Consider the following 16,901-nt stretch of genomic DNA (forward strand, 5'->3'; position numbering starts at 1 on the left):
TGCGCCAGGAGGTGTCATGGAACATGTATTGGAGTCGCGGGTGAACGGCATGGGTGGTACGCCGTCACCGGCCCAGCCACAGCGCGCGCGGCGCTGGCTGCCCACGCTGCTGGTGTCGCCATCGGTGCTGGTGCTGCTGTTGTGGATGACGGTGCCGCTGGCGATGACGCTGTATTTCTCCGTCAGCCGCTACAACCTGCTCAACCCGGATCAGACCGGCCTGGCGGGGCTCGACAACTACCGCTTCCTGGTCGAAGACCCCGCCTTCTGGCCGGCCATCGGCAACACGCTGGTGCTGATCGGCTCGGTGCTGCTGATCAGCGTCGTGGCGGGCACGCTGCTGGCCGTGCTGTTCGACCAGCCGTTTGCGGGGCGCGGTGTGGCGCGCATTCTGGTCATCAGCCCGTTCTTTGTCATGCCGACGGTGGCGGCGCTCATCTGGAAAAACATGATGCTGCACCCCGTGTACGGCCTGGCAGCCTGGGTGGCGCGCCTGTTCGGTGCCGAGCCGGTGGATTGGCTCGCGACGCAGCCGATGCTCTCCGTGATCATCATCGTGGCGTGGCAGTGGACGCCGTTTGCCTTCCTGATCCTGCTGACGGCGCTGCAATCGCTCGACCCCGAGCAGAAGGAAGCCGCGCAGCTCGACGGCGCGAGCCCCGTGCGCATCTTCTGGCACATCGTGCTGCCGCACCTGAAGCGCGCGATTGCCGTGGTGGTGATGATCGAAACCATCTTCCTGCTCTCGATCTTTGCGGAGATACACACCACCACCGCCGGCGGCCCCGGCACAGCCACGACCAACCTCGCCTACTTCGTCTACAGCCTCGGCCTACAGCAGTTCGATATCGGCATTGCGTCGGCCGGCGGCATCGTGGCGGTGGTGCTGGCAAACGTGGTGGCGTTCTTCCTCGTTCGCATGCTGGCTCGCAACCTGAAGGGAGTGCACGAGCAATGAGCACCCTCACCGCAACCTGGCGCACGCGGCTGGCCGGAGTGCTGGCGTGGGCGATTGCCCTGGCGCTGTTCTTCCCCATCGCCTGGGCAACGCTGACCGCCTTCAAGACCGAGCAGGACGCCTATACGCCCACGCTCTTGTTCACGCCCACGCTCGACAGCTTCCGCGAGGTGCTGGAGCGCGCGCATTACCCGAGCTTTCTCGGCAACTCGCTGGCGGTGTCGATCATCTCTACGCTGCTGGCGCTGGCGATTGCCATCCCGGCGGGCTATGCGATGGCGTTCTTCCCGAACAAGCGCACGCAGCAGGTGCTGCTGTGGATGCTGTCGACCAAGATGATGCCCGCCGTGGGCGTGCTGCTACCGGTGTACCTGCTCGCCAAGACGGCGGGGCTGCTGGACTCCATCACGGCGCTCGTCATCGTCTACACGCTCGCCAACCTGCCGATTGCCGTGTGGATGGTCTTTACCTACTGCAACGACGTGCCGCGCGAGATTCTGGAGGCCGCGCGCATGGACGGCGCCAACCTTTGGCAGGAACTCGTCTACGTGTTGCTGCCGACGATGCTGCCGGGCCTGGCCTCCACCGCGCTGCTCCTGCTGATCCTGTCGTGGAACGAAGCCTTCTGGAGCCTGAACCTGACCAGCATCGATGCGGCGCCGCTCACCGTCTTCATTGCGTCGTACTCCAACCCGGAGGGGCTGTTCTGGGCGAAGTTGTCGGCGGCGTCGGTCCTGGCGATTGCGCCGATCCTCGTGTTGGGTTGGCTGGCACAACGGCAACTGGTGCGCGGCCTGACGTTCGGGGCCGTGAAATGACGCCACATGCCAACGAATATGCCAACGAGCGCGCCCCCGCCTACCTCATCTGCGATTGCGACGGCGTGCTGATCGACAGCGAGTCGGTGGCGCTGCGCGCGCTGATCCGCACGCTCGGTCCGCACGTGCCGCATCTATCATCCGCCGCGCTGGAAGAGATGCTCGAACCGCGCCTGGGCATGAACACGATGGCGCTCCTGAGCGAGTTGCAGAGCAGCATCGGCTTTCATCTGTCCGACACACAACTGGCCAGCGTGCTGGCCGACGTCGAACACGACTGCGCCACGCAATCGCAGCCCGTGCCCGGCATTGCCAACGTGCTCGCCACGTTGCCGCAGCCCAAGGCGGTCGCCAGCAACAGCAGCCGCCCGCGCATTGAAGTAAGCCTGCGCAGAGCAGGCCTGCTCGACGTGTTTGGCCCGCACATTTATAGCGCCTACGAAACACCGCGGCCCAAGCCGGCACCGGATGTGTATCTCGCCGCCTGCGCGGGCCTGGGCGCCAGCCCCGCGCAATGCTTGGTGATTGAAGACAGCGACACCGGCGTGCGTGCCGCCCGAGCCGCCGGCCTGACCGTATTTGGCTTTGCCGGCGTGGCGCATATGCCGGCAGTCGCCACACAGCGCCTGCTGGCTGCCGGCGCACGCCACGTTTTTACCGACATGCGGGCACTGGCCGATGCGCTGACGTCGACGCTCGCCACGCCCGCCTGATCCGCACACAGAACACGCCCAAGGAGACCTCGCCATGGCCAGCCTGACCCTGCGCAATCTGCAGAAGCGTTACGAGCAGAACACCGTCCTGCACGACATCAACCTCGACATTGCCGATGGCGAATTCGTCGTCTTCGTCGGCCCTTCGGGCTGCGGCAAGTCGACATTGCTGCGCACGATTGCAGGCTTGGAGGGCATCGATGGCGGCGACCTGTTGATCGGCGACACGCGCGTGAACGACGTGGTGCCCGCCAAGCGCGGCATTGCGATGGTGTTCCAGTCGTACGCGCTGTATCCGCACATGAGCGTGTACGACAACATGGCCTTCGGTCTGAAGCTCTCGGGCATGAAGCGCGAGGCCATCGACGCCGCCGTACGCCGCGCCGCCGAAGTCTTGCACATTGATGCGCTGCTCGATCGCAAACCGCGCCAGCTCTCCGGCGGCCAGCGCCAGCGCGTGGCCATCGGCCGCGCCATCACCCGCGAGCCGAAGGTCTTCCTGTTTGACGAGCCGCTCTCCAACCTCGATGCCGCGCTGCGCGTGAAGATGCGCCTCGAGTTTGCCCGCCTGCACGACGCATTGAAGACCACCATGATCTACGTCACGCACGATCAGGTGGAAGCCATGACGCTGGCCGACAAGATCGTCGTGCTGCGTGACGGACGCGTCGAGCAGGTGGGCTCGCCGCACACGCTGTATCACCACCCGGCCAGTCAGTTTGTGGCCGGCTTCATCGGCTCGCCCAAGATGAACTTTCTGCGTGGCGTCGTCGAGCATGCCGATGCGTCGGGCGTGACCGTGGCACTCGCGGGCGGCCAACAGCGCGTGGCCGTATCGCCGGGTGAAGTGCGTGCGGGGGATGCCGTCACGCTCGGCATCCGCCCGGAGCATCTGCATCTGGACGCGGCCGGCGCGCTACGGGGTGCTGTCACGCATATCGAGTCCCTGGGCGACGTGGCCTATCTGCATGCCGATTGCGAAGCCGCACCGGATGGCCTTGTGCTGCGCGTGCCGGAATCTACCAAGCTCGCGCACGGCAGCGCCATCACGTTGGCTGCCGATGCCACGCACTGCCATCTGTTCGACGCCGAAGGCTGCGCGCTGCCGCGCCTGCAAGCGCAACTGGCCGCCTGAGCCTCATACCCCAACGTTGCACACGATCATGCCTTCTCCCACCTCCTCCACCTGGCTGCACCTGGGTGCCGGCTCTTTCCACCGCGCGCACCAGGCGTGGTATCTGCATCGCCTTCGCGAGACCGGCGACACATCGTGGCGCCTGGCGCTTGCCAATATCCGCGACGATGCCGGCACGCTGCTGCATGACCTTGCCGCCCAGCACGGCGCTTACACGCTGGAGACGGTCGACACCGCCGGCCATCGCCAGTACACGCGCATCCAATCGGTCGATGCGGTCGTGCCTTGGGATGCCGAACTGGCGGCACTGTGCGAGATCGGCGCAGCGCCTGATACGCGCGTGATCTCCTTTACCGTGACGGAAGGCGGCTACTACCTCGACCAGCAGCACCAGCTCGACGCGACGCAGCCGGACATTGCTGCTGACCTGCGCGGCAGTGCCGGCACGCTCTACGGTGCACTGGCCCGTCTGCTGCCCCTGCGTTTGCAGCGTGGCGGCGCTCCGCTCACGCTGCTCAATTGCGACAACCTGCGCCACAATGGCGAGCGTTTCCGAGACGGCCTGCGCCAGTTCCTCACGCTGCGGGGCGAGCCCGGCGACAGCGACCTCATCGCTTGGCTCGACGCACACGCCAGCACGCCCAACACGATGGTCGACCGCATCACACCACGCCCCACCGACGCCTTGCGCCAACGCGTGGCCGCACAAACCGGCTGGCCAGACCGCTGCCCCGTGATGGCCGAGACCTTTGCGCAATGGGTGGTGGAAGACGACTTCCGTGCCGGACGGCCCGCGCTCGAACGCGTGGGCGTGGAGTTCGTCGCCTCGGTGCTGCCCTACGAGGAAGCGAAGATCCGCGTGCTCAACGCCAGCCATAGCTGCATCGCCTGGGCCGGCACGCTGCTGGGGCTGCACACCATCGATGAAAGCGTGGCCGTGCCGTCCATCCACCGCATGGCGAGCGACTACGTGACCGACGACGTCATCCCGTGCCTCACGGCCCATCAGCCCAGCCCCATCGACCTGGCCGCCTACCGCGACACGGTGCTCGACCGTTTCGCTAATCCGCACATTCTTGACACCAACCAGCGCGTGGCGGCAGACGGCTTTTCTAAAATTCCCGGGTTCATCACACCCACGCTGGCGGAATGCTTTGCGCGCGGGCATGTGCCCCTTGCCACGGCGATGCTGCCGGCGCTGTTCTTCGTCTTCCTGGAGCGCTGGCACGCGGGCACGCTGCCGTATGCCTACCAGGATGGCCAGTTCGATCCGGTTGCCGCGCACGCCATGCTTGAGGCCGATGACCCGGTTGCCGTGTACTGCCGGAACACCGCGCTGTGGGGCAGCCTCGCGGGCACGGAAGCACTCACCGGCCTTGTTCGCGACGCCATCGAGCGTGTGCGGGCGTGGCTGGCAGTCGAGCAAACCGCCACTGCCGGCTAGTCCAACAAACACATCGGCGGATTCGCGCGACAATCCACGGTTCAAGCAACCGGACCCGGCGGCCTCATGTACCTCGGCATCGATCTCGGAACCTCGGAAGTCAAAGTGCTGTTGCTGAACGCGGCGGGCACCATCGTCGGCACGGCGGGCGAGCCGCTCACCGTATCGCGACTGCATCCGGGCTGGGCCGAGCAAACGCCGGAAGACTGGTGGCAGGCCACCTGTGCCGCCATCGGCAAACTGCGTGATGCGGCGCCAGAAGCCTTTGCCGCCACACGCGCCATCGGCCTGTCGGGCCAGATGCACGGCGCGGTGCTTCTCGACGCGCGCAACCGCGTGTTGCGCCCCGCCATGCTGTGGAACGACACGCGCAGCACCGCCGAATGCCTGGAACTCACCCGCCGCGTGCCAGACCTGCACGCTGTTGCCGGCAATCTGGCGATGCCGGGTTTCACCGCGCCGAAGCTGCTGTGGAGCGCACACCATGAACCTGATGTGTTCAGCGCCATCGATTGCGTGCTGCTGCCCAAGGACTACCTGCGCCTGCGCCTGACGGGCGAGCGGGCATCCGATCCATCGGATGCGGGCGGCACCCTGTGGCTGGATGTTGCGCGGCGCACGTGGTCTGACGAACTGCTCGCCGCGACGGGCTTGTCACGCAGCCAGATGCCGCGCCTGGTGGAAGGCAGCGCGCCCAGTGGCATGCTGCTGCCCGAGGTGGCCGAGGCATGGGGCCTGGCACGTGGCGTCGTGGTTGCCGGCGGCGGTGGCGACGGCGCGGCCAGCGCTGTGGGCATGGGCGCGACCCAGCCGGGCGATGGCTTTTTGTCACTCGGCACATCAGGCGTGATCTTTGTCGTCAATGACCGCTTCCGCCCGAATCCGGCCCAAGCTGTGCACGCGTTCTGCCATGCGCTGCCGGGACGCTGGCACCAGATGAGCGTGATGCTGTCTGCCGCAAGCTGCCTGCGCTGGTTCTGCCGGCTGACGAGCGTGCCCGAAGCCACGCTGCTGCCCGAAATTGCCGCGCTGGCCGAATCCGAACGCCAGTCAGCGCCGTTCTTCCTCCCCTACCTCAGCGGCGAGCGTACGCCGCACAACGATGCGTTTGCGCAAGGGCATTTCCACAACCTCACGCATGCCAGCGACCGCGCCGCGCTTGGTTACGCCGTGCTCGAAGGCGTCGCCTTCGGCATGGCAGATGGCCTGGACGCCTTGCGCGCAGCCGGCACGCAGGTGGCCTCGCTCTCGTTTGTGGGCGGCGGCTCGCGCAGTCCGTTCTGGGCGCAGTTGCTGGCCGACACGCTCAACACCGAACTGACGACGCACGTCGGCAGCGAAGCAGGCGGTGCGCTCGGTGCCGCGCGCCTGGGCTGGATGGCCGACGGGGGCATCGAAACGGCCGTCTGCGCCAAGCCACCCGTGCAAGCCACATATCGGCCCGACGCCGCACGCCACGCGCGCCTTGCCGAACGGCTGTCGACATTCCGTGCGCTGTATCGGCGCGCCTCGCCGCTGCCAGTCGCGCCTTCTGCCCAAACCTCCGATCTCCCCTTGCCTGCATGACCGACGCCCTGCCCTTGCCCCGCCTCGTCGTCTTTGGCGAAGCGCTGACCGATTTCCTGCATCAAGGCAACGGCCAATGGCTCGCCCGGCCAGGCGGCGCATGCTGGAACGTGGCGCGCGTGGCGGCGCGTCTGGGTGTGCCCACGGGTTACGCGGGCGCCATCAGCAACGACGTGTTCGGCGACGCGCTCTTCGCCGATTCCCAGGCCGCCGGGCTCGATCTGCGCTATCTGCAGCGCGTGGATCGCTCGCCGTTGCTGGCGATGGTCACGTCGACCCAGCCGCCGCACTATTTCTTCGTGGGCGACGATAGCGCCGATCTGCATTTCGATGCGCAAGCCCTGCCCGCCGGCTGGCAAACCGCCGTGGAGATCGCCCACTTCGGCTGCATCAGCCTCGCGCGCGAGCCGCTGGGCAGCCGCCTCGTGGCGCTGGCCGAGACGCTGGCCGCGCAAGGCACCCGCATCACCTTCGACCCGAACTGGCGCACGGCCATGGACGCACCGCACTACGCGCCGCTGCTGCTGCGCATGGCCGCCATCGCATCGGTCATCAAGGTGTCGGATGAAGACTTGCACCGCCTGTTCCCCGGGGATGCCGATCCGCTCACAACGCTGCGCACCCTCGCGCCGCAAGCCGACATCCTGCTCACGCTCGGTGCAGAGGGCATGGAATGGCTGGCCGCCGCGCACGGCGGGCAAGACGATGCCCGCATCTCGCAACCGGCCTTTGCCGTGCCGGTGGCGGACACCGTCGGCTGCGGCGATGCCGCCATGGGCAGCTGGCTGGTGAGCCTGCTGCAGTGGCCCGATGCGCCCGTGCAGGCGCATTTGCGCCAAGCCGCAGCGGCAGCGGCCCTCACCGCCACGCGCGCAGGCGCGTATGCGGGCACGCAAGCCGAAATCGATGCACTGCTGCAGGCGCACGCCGCAGCGCGGCCCCACATGCCACAATCTGCGCCGTCTGCGTCTTGATTGCTCCGGGGCCCGCTTTGGAACTGCTTCGCATTGCCGTGCTGTTTGCCGTCACCGCCGTGGCGGAAATCGTCGGTTGCTATCTGCCGTGGCTCGTGCTGCGGCAGGGCAAGCCGGTCTGGCTCTTGCTGCCCGCGGCCGCCTCACTGGCGCTGTTTGCGTGGTTGCTGACGCTGCACCCGACCGCAGCCGGCCGCACCTATGCCGCATACGGCGGCATGTATATCGCCGTGGCGCTGGTGTGGCTGCGCCTGGTCGACGGCGTCGCGCTCACCCGCTGGGACATCGGCGGTGCGGCCATTGCGCTGACGGGCATGGCGGTGATCGCCCTGCAACCGCAGGCCAACTGAGCGAATTGCGCAGATATTTAGGATTTCCTGAGCGAAACGGAACCCTAAGCCACCGCCAGGATCGGAGGGGGGATCATGGCTGCGGCCATCGCGCTGCGCCGGTCGCTTACTCGTCCAACCGTTCTGTTCTGGAGGCCACGATGCCTGCCAATACCCTCAAACGCCTTATCGTGGCCGCCACCCTGATGTCGGCAGCAATGACCGCCTCGGCCCTCACCACGTCAACCTTCACGTTCACCGATCAGGACCTGCAAGGGATGCTCGCGCACAGCCAGCCTCCTCAGCCGATCCAGCCGGCCCAACCTGCCGAATCGGCATCTATGGACGGGCTCCGCGTCGGCCTGAGCGATCCGGGCACGCAGCTCGTGCTGCCCTGGTTCGTGGCGGATCTGGTGGAGGCCTTCAACCGGCGTGCCTCAACGCAAGACTTTGCGAAGACGCTGCGGGACGGGATCTGATCGGCCCTCCCATTCACCGCCCTCACTTTCCGGAAGCAGGTATCACAGTGCTGTATATTCATACAGTTATTTTTTGTGACGCCCTGCCGTGCTTGCCGCCTCCCCTACCCCAGACACCGCCAATGCCCCGGCCAGCCCCGGTTACCTGGCCCAACTGAACGACCAGCAGCGCCAGGCGGTCGAGTTCGGTATTTCCGGGGCGGACGCAGCGGAAACCGGCCCGCTGCTCGTGTTGGCCGGTGCTGGGTCCGGCAAAACGCACACCCTGGGCTGGCGCGTGGCGCACCTGGTGGCCAACGGCGCCGATCCGCAACGCATCCTGCTGCTGACGTTTTCCCGCCGGGCGGCGAGCGAACTGTCCAACCGTGCCGGCCACCTGCTCGCGCGGGCGATGCAGGGCGAGCGATCGAACAACGCGCTCAATTCCGCGGGCACGTCGTACAAAACGACGCTGCCCTGGGCCGGCACCTTTCACGGCATCGGCGCGCGCCTGCTGCGTGAATACGCCGAGCGCGTCGGCCTCGCGCCCGATTTCACCATCCACGACCGCAGCGATTCCGCCGATTTGCTCAACGTCGTGCGCCATGAGCTGAACCTGTCGACCAAGGAGCGCCGCTTCCCGCTCAAGCAGACGTGCATCGCCATCTACTCGCGCGCCATCAACGCCGAGAGCCCGCTGAACGCCGTGCTCAAGCACCACTTTCCGTGGTGCGCGATGTGGGAGACGCAATTGCGCACGCTGTTCGATGCGTATGTCGAAGCCAAGCAGGCGCAGCACGTGCTCGACTACGACGACCTGCTGCTCTACTGGCACGCGATGGTGTCCGACGCGGAACTGGCCGCCGAAATTGGCGCGCGCTTCGACCACATCCTCGTCGACGAATACCAGGACACGAACCGGCTGCAGTCGTCCATCCTGCGCGCAATGCGCCCGGACGGCCGCGGCGTGACCGTGGTGGGCGACGACGCGCAGTCGATCTACGCATTTCGCGCGGCAACGGTGCGCAATATCCTCGATTTCCCGCGCCACTTTTCGCGGCCGGCGCACACGGTGCTGCTGGAGCGCAATTACCGTTCGACGCAGCCGATTCTGGATGCTTCCAACGGCGTGATGCGCTTTGCCACGGAGCGTTTTGCCAAGACGTTGTGGACGGACCGCGCATCGACGCATCGTCCGCGTTTGATTTCGGTGCGCGATGAAGCCGAGCAGGCGCGCTGCGTGGCCGAGCAGGTGCTGCATCACCGGGAAGGCGGGCTGACGCTGAAATCGCAGGCGGTGCTGTTTCGCACCGCAAGTCACAGCGCGCCGCTGGAGATTGAACTCACGCGCCGCAACATCCCGTTCGTGAAATACGGCGGCCTCAAGTTTCTGGAGGCTGCCCATGTGAAGGATGTGCTCTCGGTGCTGCGCTGGGCCGAAAACCCGCGCAACCGCATCGCCGGGTTTCGCGTGATTCAGCTGCTGCCCGGCGCTGGCCCTGCCACGGCAGCACGCGTGCTCGACGCCATGGCGGAAGCGGTGGACCCGGTTGCCGCGCTGCTCGCGTACGAGCCCCCGGCACGCCTGGTCGGCGACTGGTCTGCGCTGATGGCACTCATGCATACCTTGCGCACGCCCAAAGACAGCCTGGAATGGGCCGGTGAACTCGAAGCCGTCGGCGCCTGGTACTCACCTCACATGGAGCGCCTGCACGACGATGCGGCCGTGCGCCAGGGCGATCTGGACCAGCTTGCCCGCATGGCGGCCACGTACGCTACGCGCGAGCGCTTCCTGACCGAGATGACGCTCGACCCGCCCGAGCTGACCAGCGATGAATCGGGCGACCCGTACCGCGATGAGGACTACCTGATCCTCTCGACCATTCATTCGTCGAAAGGCCAGGAGTGGAAGGCGGTGTATGTGCTGAACGCCGTAGACGGCTGCATGCCGGCCGATCTGGGCGCCGGTTCGCATGAAGAACTGGAAGAAGAACGCCGGCTGCTCTACGTGGCGATGACCCGGGCGCGCGAGCACCTCGACATCCTGGTGCCCCAGCGCTTCTACGTCACGCAGCAAACACCCAACGGCGATCGGCACATCTACGCGTCGCGCACGCGGTTCATTCCGCCTGCGCTGCTACCGCTGTTCGAAGCATGCGCATGGCCGACACCCGAGCCCGGTGCGGACCCCGCAGCCGAAGCACGTGCCGCAGCCAAGGTAGACCTGAGCCAGAAGATGCGCGGCTACTGGAAAAAGTAGTCAGTGCGGCAGCCGAAGCACGCCGTCAATGCACTTCCATCTCGGGCCGCTTGACGACGTGCGTTGACTCAAAGCGCGAGAGCTGCGCGAAGATCCACGCGGCCGCACACGTCATGACACCCACGCAGACAAACGTCTTGTGGAATGCAGCCAGCGTGTCGCGCCCCTCCGGCCCGGCGGTGAAGTCGGTAAAGCCCGTCAGCAACGCGCCCGCTGCGGCCACGCCCAGACTCATCGACAACATCATCACCATCGAGAGCATGCTGTTGCCCGCGCTGGCCAGCGGGCCGCTCAGGTCTTTGAGCGTGAGCGTGTTCATGGCCGTGAACTGCATCGAGTTGAAGGTGCCGAAAACCCCCAATTGCACGATCCGCAGCCACACCGGCACGTTGGGCGTCATCACGGCAAAGCTAGCCATCATCAGGCCGACCATGACCGTGTTGACAGAGAGCATGCGCCGATAGCCGTAGTGCTTGATGGCCCAGGTGCCCAACGGCTTGGCGGCCATGCCTGCAGCGGCCACCGGCACCATCATCAGCCCTGCCTGCAGCGGCGTGTAGCCCAGGCTCACCTGCAGCAGCAGCGGAATGAGGAACGGCATCCCGCCGCTGCCGATGCGCGCAAACAGGTTGCCAAGCACACCAATGGAAAAGCTCGGAATGCCGAACAGCGTGCGCGGAAACAGCGGCCCGGGCACGCGCCCCGCGTGCAGCCAGTACGCTGTGAGCGCCGCCAGACCGAAGACCAGCAGCACCAGCACCGTCGCGTGCTGAAAGCCCAGTTCCGACAGCCCATCGAGCGAGAACGACACCGCCGCCATGCCGAAGGCCAGCATCAGATAGCCGGACCAGTCGAAGCGGTTGTCGTCTTCTGCGTGCACGTCGGGCATCACCTTGAGCGTGACCAGCGCGCCAACCACGCCCACGGGAATGTTGATCAGGAAGATCCAGTGCCATGACACCGCCTCCACCAGCCAGCCGCCCAAGGTCGGGCCGATCAGCGGGCCGATCAGCCCCGGAATGGTGACGAAGCTCATGGCGGGCAGAAACTGCTCGCGCGGAACCACGCGCAGCACCGTCAGCCGCCCCACGGGCATCAGCAGCGCGCCTCCCACACCTTGCACCACGCGCGAGGCAATCAACATGTCCAGACTGCGGGATTCCGCGCAGAGCAACGAACCAATGGTGAACAGGAAGATGGCAGCGAAGAACATCTTTCGCGTGCCGAAGCGATCGGCCAACCAGCCTGAGGCCGGCATCAGCATGGCGGTCGTCAACGTGTAGGCGATGATGACCGACTGCATCTTCAGCGGGCTTTCAGACAGGCTGCGCGCCATGGCCGGCAGTGCGGTGTTGACGATGGTCGAATCCAGCGTCTGCATGAACAGACCCATCGCCACCAGCCAGAGCAGCGGTTTCAGCGATTTGTCGACGGAGGCGGAGGGCGTGGTGGGCATGTGGCGGAGGGTCAGAACAGGCAGGGTGTGCGACGCAGCCGTCATTGTGGCGTGCCTCGCCCCAGCCCGCAAACGCTGTACCCGGCCAGGCTGACGTATCCGCCCTACCGCCAACAAGGGCACTGGGCTCTGCCTATACTGGAGCGTTCTTCCCAGTCACCTCGTGCCCGCCCTTCTGCCATGACCACCCGTACTGAACGCGACACCTTTGGCCCCATTGAAGTCCCTGCCGACCACCTGTGGGGTGCACAAACACAACGCTCGCTGCAGAACTTCGACATTGCCGGCGACCGCATGCCCCGCGAGTTGATCGACGCACTCGCCCGCATCAAACGTGCCAGCGCCATCGTCAACCAGCGTCTTGGGCTGTTGTCCGCGGACAAGGCCAACGCCATCGTGGGTGCCGCCGACGAAGTCATCGCGGGCAAGCATCCGAATGAATTTCCGCTGGTGGTCTGGCAGACAGGCTCTGGCACGCAGACCAACATGAACATGAACGAGGTGCTTGCCAACCGCGCCAGCGAACTGCTTGGCGGCGAGCGTGGCGAAGCGCGCCTCGTGCATCCGAACGATGACGTGAACCGCAGCCAGTCGTCCAACGACGTGTTCCCCACGGCGATGCACGTGGCGGCCGTGACGGCCATCACCCAACACTTGCTGCCCTCGCTGCGCACGCTGCGCGAAACGCTCGCCAAGAAAGCCGCGGACTTCAGCGACATCATCAAGATCGGCCGCACGCATCTGCAGGACGCAACGCCGCTCACGCTGGGCCAGGAGTTCTCCGGCTACGTCGCGCAGTTGCAGCACAACGAGACGCACCTGAACGCCGCCCTGCCGCACCTGTGCGAACTGGCACTGGGCGGCACGGCCGTCGGCACAGGCCTGAACGCCCCGGCCGGCTACGCCGAGCAGGTGGCCGCAGAACTGGCGCAACTGACCGGCCTGCCCTTCATCACCTCGCCGAACAAGTTCGAGACCATGGCATCTGCCGATGGCCTCGTGCATGCGCACGGCGCGCTGAAAACGCTGGCGGCCAGCCTCACCAAGATCGCCAACGACATCCGCTGGCTGGCCAGCGGCCCGCGTAGCGGCCTGGGCGAAATCTCCATCCCCGAAAACGAGCCGGGCTCGTCCATCATGCCCGGCAAGGTCAACCCCACGCAAAGCGAAGCCGTGACGATGCTGTGCGCACAGGTCTTCGGCAACGATGTCGCTGTGAACGTGGGTGGCGCGTCGGGCAACTTCGAGCTGAACGTATTCCGCCCGATGATCGCCTACAACTTCCTGCACAGCGTGCGCCTGCTGGCCGACGGCATGCGCAGCTTCAACGACCATTGCGCCGTGGGGATCGAACCGAACCGCGACCGTATCGACGAGTTGGTGCAGCGCTCTCTGATGCTGGTGACGGCGCTCAACCCGCATATCGGCTACGACAAGTCGGCGCAGATCGCCAAGAAGGCCCACAAGGAAGGCACGAGCCTGCGCGAAGCCGCACTGGCGCTGGGCTATGTCACGCCCGAGCAATTTGATGCGTGGGTGCGGCCGGAGAACATGGTCGGCCGCTAAAGTGATGTGTCGCAGGCCCGCGGCTTGCTAAGCTTGGTCTATCCCTCTTCCATTGCCCGTTTCAAGCGCGCCGGCCAGACCGGCGCCTCTTGCGCATGAAACCCGCCCCGATTCCGGATAACGAAGCACAACGTCTGGCCTCCCTCCAGGACATGCTATTGCTGTCCACGCCAGACGAGGAACTGTTCGATCGCGTGACCCGCACCACCAAGCGCGTGTTCGAAGCCCCCATCGTGCTCGTGTCGCTCATCGACGCCCAGCGCCAATGGTTCAAATCGTGCATCGGGCTGAACGTGCGTGAGACCTCGCGGGACATCTCGTTCTGCGGACATGCCGTGGCCGAAGACCAGATGCTGGTCATTCCCGACACCATGGCCGACCCCCGCTTTGCCGATAACCCGCTCGTCACCGGCGCGCCGCACATCCGCTTCTACGCTGGGCGCCCCGTGAGGAACCTCGCGGGCTACGCCGTGGGCACGCTCTGCGTGATCGATCAGAAGCCACGGGCGTTCGACCAGGCCGAGCAAGAACTGCTCAACGACCTGGCGAGTTGGGTGGAATCGGGATTTCGCGAACGCGAACTGAGCGAAACGCAGCGGTCCATCCTGACCGAGCTGCAGGTGGCGCGCCATGAGAGCCTGACCGACCCGATGCTGAGCATCTGGAACCGGCGCGCTGCGATGGAACTGCTCACGCGCGAATGCGGCCACGCGATGCTGCATGGACGCCCGCTTTCGCTGCTGGTGGTTGACGTCGACCACTTCAAGCGCGTGAACGACACCTACGGCCACCCCGTGGGCGATACGGTATTGGTTGAGATCGCTCGCACGCTGCGTGTGAATTCGCGCCCCATCGATGCGGTAGGCCGCTACGGCGGCGAGGAATTTCTGGTGGTGCTGCCCGACACGAACGTCCCCCAGGCCACCAGCATTGCGGAGCGCTTACGCAGCGCGGTGGAGTCCTTGGAGATTTGCACGCCCGAGGCCGACATCCGGTGCACGATCAGCCTGGGCTTGGCGAGTTGTGAGCCAGGGCAGAACCTGTGCACGCCCACCGACCTCATCATGCGCGCCGATGCCGCGCTGCTGGCTGCCAAACGGCTGGGGCGCAATCGCGTGATATTCGACGGCCAGCCGGTGTAGGTCAGTCTGGCGCTGGCACACCGCCGCGGCGGGCGACGCGCACGTCAACACGTTCGGGCGCCAACGCACGTTCGAACACCGCGCGCGCGGCATGCGTCGTGCCAGTGCCGCACATGAACGCGTCGATGGCGGCAAAGCCGTGTTCTGGCCAGGTATGAATGGAAAGGTGCGATTCAGCAAGCAGCAACACGCCGGTCACGCCGCCCTGCTCGCCCGCGGGCAGCCCTGTGCGCACCGAATCGAATCGATGCAGATACGCATGCAGGATGGTGGCGCCCAGCGCGCCAGCAGCATCACGGAGCGCGCTTTCCAATGCAACCGCATCGCGCAGCAGCGCAGGCGCCACGCCGTACAGATCGAGCAGGAGATGCTCGCCCACGGCGGCGGATGCTTCATCCACAGGCAGCGCTGCGTCAGTGCGCGTCACTTGTGGCCCCCGCTGAAGCCGCCGCCATAACCGCTGCCGCCCGATGAGCCACCCCAGTAAGACGAGCCACCCGTGCTGCTGCCGTACGACGGCGTGCGCGGCGCGGCAAAGCCGGCCTTCCAGTCCATATAGGTCGCGCCAATCACCACGGCCACGGCGTAGAGAACGAACCAGTTCTTCATTCACCGCCCCCGATCTTGGCAACCAGCCACGCGGGCACCAGCAACAGAAGCGCCGCAAAGAACGTGATACCAAACACCGAGCCCGGCGCCATGAAGAACGGTACGAGGTTCAGCAAACCGAGCAGCACGCAGGCGACCACCGCCACCGTCATGTAGCTCGACGACGAAGACTTGGTCGGCTCGGCCACGACCTTGCCGAACCACGCCTTGATCTGCGCGGCGCTCACCGGCGTGCTCTTGGACCACGTCAGCTCATGCGCGTCGCTCTCTGCAGCCAGGCTTTCCTCGCCGGCCGTGTATTCGATAACGCGCGTCTGGTCACCCGTTTTAACGCGCCAGTTGAAGGCCCCGGCAGCGTACGTCACGCGTGAGGTGTAGTCCTCGTCGCGGGCGTAGGCCTTGCCGTCGAGCACCGCGGTGCGGCCGTCCTTCTGGGTGGGCCAGCGGTCGAGCACACTCGCGCGGAACCAGCCGTCGTCAGTTTCGACCATCCAGCTGAAACCACGCTTGGGCGTGTACAGCAGGTATTCGAACCATTCGCCACCGCCATCGACCACCGCGCGGCGCATCACGCCGATCACCTGCCACTGCAGGCCGTCGATAAGCGCCTTGTCGCCCAGCTCCAGTGTGGTGACGACCTGCGGCACCGACCGCGCACGCGCAATGATGTCGCTGCGCGGCGTGGCGGCATCGATGGCCGCGCCACAGCCGGGGCACAGCACGTGGCCCGTCACACCGGGGCTGAATGGAATCGACGTGCCGCACTGCGGGCAGTCGAGATTCGTGAGCTTGCGCGGGACGCGGCCGGCGGTTTCCTTGATTTCGGCGTCGGTGCGCAGAAGCTGGCACTTGAGCACGTCGAGCGTGGTGGCCTCGCCCACGTAGAGCGTGGGGGCCGTGCCGTCGGAGTAATCCAGCGTGATGAAGGCGTCTTCGCGGCGGCCATCGGCCACGCGCGCGTGCCAGCCTTCGCCCACGCGGAACGGCAACTCGCCCTGACCGCCTGTGCAATCGGCCTCGCGCACGTCGGACAACACGAACTGCTTGCCATCTGCGTCGTACAGCTGCCCCGGGCGCAGCGCCTCGAACGCGACCGCATTGGCGGGCGTGCCGCGCGCGAACGTCATCGTGACCTGCCCGGACGCTTCTGCGAGCCAGCCATCGGTGCCGTCGTCAAACAACACGTACCACTCGTTCCAGAAGCCCGCGTCGTAGCGCAACTGGATACGGCCAACAACTGTGAACGCCTTGCTCTTGTAGCGCCCGGTGGTGCCGATCTGCACGCGTGCGTAGTCCTCCAGCACGGCAGACATCTTGCCGATGTCGGAAAGCGTTTCGCCGTCGCGCAGCAGCGTGCTTTTGCAGAAGCTGCACACCGCCATCACGGCAGCGGCAGACTTCAGTTCCACCGGCGCGCCACACGCCGGGCAGTTGGCATGAAACATGGTCAGGTCGTTCGATTGCGCGAAAAAT

16 protein-coding genes are annotated in these 16,901 nt (G+C 66.0%); 12 read left to right on the plus strand and 4 right to left on the minus strand.

Annotated features, from left to right (window positions below):
- Positions 1–49: 49 nt before the first annotated feature.
- The 10 genes from ACTJK6_RS11670 (at position 50) to ACTJK6_RS11715 (ending at position 10,655) form a co-directional block, all read left to right on the plus strand.
- On the plus strand, positions 50–958 hold the full coding sequence (locus ACTJK6_RS11670; RefSeq protein WP_252694766.1) for a carbohydrate ABC transporter permease: 909 nt from the start codon (positions 50–52) through the stop codon (positions 956–958).
- The gene (locus tag ACTJK6_RS11675) at positions 955–1,776 is read left to right on the plus strand and encodes a carbohydrate ABC transporter permease (protein WP_440839093.1); all 822 of its coding nucleotides are present in this window, start codon (positions 955–957) and stop codon (positions 1,774–1,776) included. The genes ACTJK6_RS11670 and ACTJK6_RS11675 overlap by 4 nt, the downstream gene beginning before the upstream one ends.
- Entirely contained in the window at positions 1,773–2,489 is a 717-nt protein-coding gene (locus tag ACTJK6_RS11680; protein ID WP_440839094.1) for an HAD family hydrolase, read from the plus strand. The genes ACTJK6_RS11675 and ACTJK6_RS11680 overlap by 4 nt, the downstream gene beginning before the upstream one ends.
- Positions 2,490–2,523: 34 nt before the next feature.
- A complete protein-coding gene (locus ACTJK6_RS11685) occupies positions 2,524–3,624 on the plus strand; it encodes an ABC transporter ATP-binding protein (RefSeq protein ID WP_440839095.1) in 1,101 nt (366 codons plus the stop codon).
- A gap of 28 nt (positions 3,625–3,652) precedes the next feature.
- On the plus strand, positions 3,653–5,068 hold the full coding sequence (dalD, locus tag ACTJK6_RS11690; RefSeq protein WP_440839096.1) for a D-arabinitol 4-dehydrogenase: 1,416 nt from the start codon (positions 3,653–3,655) through the stop codon (positions 5,066–5,068).
- A 66-nt stretch (positions 5,069–5,134) separates the two neighbouring features.
- Positions 5,135–6,634 (plus strand): xylulokinase, encoded by a 1,500-nt coding sequence (gene xylB, locus ACTJK6_RS11695; RefSeq protein WP_440839097.1) that lies wholly within the window; start codon positions 5,135–5,137, stop codon positions 6,632–6,634.
- The gene (locus tag ACTJK6_RS11700) at positions 6,631–7,608 is read left to right on the plus strand and encodes a carbohydrate kinase family protein (protein ID WP_440839098.1); all 978 of its coding nucleotides are present in this window, start codon (positions 6,631–6,633) and stop codon (positions 7,606–7,608) included. Before xylB ends, ACTJK6_RS11700 begins: the two co-directional genes overlap by 4 nt.
- 17 nt (positions 7,609–7,625) lie before the next feature.
- Positions 7,626–7,958, plus strand: coding sequence for a YnfA family protein (locus ACTJK6_RS11705; RefSeq protein WP_316870738.1), 333 nt, complete (start codon positions 7,626–7,628; stop codon positions 7,956–7,958).
- A gap of 140 nt (positions 7,959–8,098) precedes the next feature.
- Entirely contained in the window at positions 8,099–8,416 is a 318-nt protein-coding gene (locus ACTJK6_RS11710) for a hypothetical protein (protein ID WP_316870737.1), read from the plus strand.
- A gap of 88 nt (positions 8,417–8,504) precedes the next feature.
- Positions 8,505–10,655 carry an ATP-dependent helicase gene (locus ACTJK6_RS11715; protein WP_440839099.1) on the plus strand — a complete coding sequence of 717 codons (2,151 nt, stop codon included), beginning with the start codon at positions 8,505–8,507 and terminating at the stop codon, positions 10,653–10,655.
- A 25-nt stretch (positions 10,656–10,680) separates the two neighbouring features.
- Here the strand turns inward: ACTJK6_RS11715 and mdtD are convergent, their stop codons facing one another.
- Positions 10,681–12,156: a multidrug transporter subunit MdtD gene (gene mdtD, locus ACTJK6_RS11720; RefSeq protein ID WP_440839100.1), complete on the minus strand. Its 1,476-nt coding sequence runs from the start codon at positions 12,154–12,156 to the stop codon at positions 10,681–10,683.
- 135 nt (positions 12,157–12,291) lie between these two features.
- On the opposite strand from mdtD, the gene fumC reads away from it, so the two are divergent.
- Both fumC and ACTJK6_RS11730 read left to right on the plus strand, forming a co-directional pair.
- The gene (gene fumC, locus ACTJK6_RS11725; protein WP_232039862.1) at positions 12,292–13,677 is read left to right on the plus strand and encodes a class II fumarate hydratase; all 1,386 of its coding nucleotides are present in this window, start codon (positions 12,292–12,294) and stop codon (positions 13,675–13,677) included.
- A 95-nt stretch (positions 13,678–13,772) separates the two neighbouring features.
- Entirely contained in the window at positions 13,773–14,819 is a 1,047-nt protein-coding gene (locus ACTJK6_RS11730; protein WP_322018474.1) for a sensor domain-containing diguanylate cyclase, read from the plus strand.
- Position 14,820: 1 nt separating this feature from the next.
- Here ACTJK6_RS11730 and speD read toward each other — a convergent pair whose 3' ends face one another.
- The 3 genes from speD to ACTJK6_RS11745 are packed head-to-tail and all read right to left on the minus strand — an operon-like array spanning position 14,821 to position 16,873.
- On the minus strand, positions 14,821–15,246 hold the full coding sequence (speD, locus tag ACTJK6_RS11735; protein ID WP_316879328.1) for an adenosylmethionine decarboxylase: 426 nt from the start codon (positions 15,244–15,246) through the stop codon (positions 14,821–14,823).
- Positions 15,243–15,428 (minus strand): hypothetical protein, encoded by a 186-nt coding sequence (locus ACTJK6_RS11740; protein WP_039375299.1) that lies wholly within the window; start codon positions 15,426–15,428, stop codon positions 15,243–15,245. Before ACTJK6_RS11740 ends, speD begins: the two co-directional genes overlap by 4 nt.
- Positions 15,425–16,873: a DUF4178 domain-containing protein gene (locus tag ACTJK6_RS11745; RefSeq protein WP_440839101.1), complete on the minus strand. Its 1,449-nt coding sequence runs from the start codon at positions 16,871–16,873 to the stop codon at positions 15,425–15,427. The genes ACTJK6_RS11740 and ACTJK6_RS11745 overlap by 4 nt, the downstream gene beginning before the upstream one ends.
- Between the last annotated feature and the right edge of the window lie 28 nt (positions 16,874–16,901).

Origin of the sequence: Ralstonia sp. 22086 (assembly GCF_052045975.1) — a bacterium.
GTDB lineage: Bacteria > Pseudomonadota > Gammaproteobacteria > Burkholderiales > Burkholderiaceae > Ralstonia > Ralstonia wenshanensis.

Bases quoted from the DNA above. Each gene is read 5' to 3' on its own strand.
- ACTJK6_RS11670 (WP_252694766.1), top strand. From the start codon at position 50: ATGGGTGGTACGCCGTCACCGGCCCAGCCACAGCGCGCGCGGCGCTGG.
- ACTJK6_RS11710 (WP_316870737.1), top strand. From the start codon at position 8,099: ATGCCTGCCAATACCCTCAAACGCCTTATCGTGGCCGCCACCCTGATG.
- ACTJK6_RS11730 (WP_322018474.1), top strand. From the start codon at position 13,773: ATGAAACCCGCCCCGATTCCGGATAACGAAGCACAACGTCTGGCCTCC.
- ACTJK6_RS11680 (WP_440839094.1), top strand. From the start codon at position 1,773: ATGACGCCACATGCCAACGAATATGCCAACGAGCGCGCCCCCGCCTAC.
- ACTJK6_RS11675 (WP_440839093.1), top strand. From the start codon at position 955: ATGAGCACCCTCACCGCAACCTGGCGCACGCGGCTGGCCGGAGTGCTG.
- ACTJK6_RS11700 (WP_440839098.1), top strand. From the start codon at position 6,631: ATGACCGACGCCCTGCCCTTGCCCCGCCTCGTCGTCTTTGGCGAAGCG.
- dalD (WP_440839096.1), top strand. From the start codon at position 3,653: ATGCCTTCTCCCACCTCCTCCACCTGGCTGCACCTGGGTGCCGGCTCT.
- xylB (WP_440839097.1), top strand. From the start codon at position 5,135: ATGTACCTCGGCATCGATCTCGGAACCTCGGAAGTCAAAGTGCTGTTG.
- fumC (WP_232039862.1), top strand. From the start codon at position 12,292: ATGACCACCCGTACTGAACGCGACACCTTTGGCCCCATTGAAGTCCCT.
- ACTJK6_RS11685 (WP_440839095.1), top strand. From the start codon at position 2,524: ATGGCCAGCCTGACCCTGCGCAATCTGCAGAAGCGTTACGAGCAGAAC.
- ACTJK6_RS11745 (WP_440839101.1), bottom strand. From the start codon at position 16,873: ATGTTTCATGCCAACTGCCCGGCGTGTGGCGCGCCGGTGGAACTGAAG.
- mdtD (WP_440839100.1), bottom strand. From the start codon at position 12,156: ATGACGGCTGCGTCGCACACCCTGCCTGTTCTGACCCTCCGCCACATG.
- ACTJK6_RS11740 (WP_039375299.1), bottom strand. From the start codon at position 15,428: ATGAAGAACTGGTTCGTTCTCTACGCCGTGGCCGTGGTGATTGGCGCG.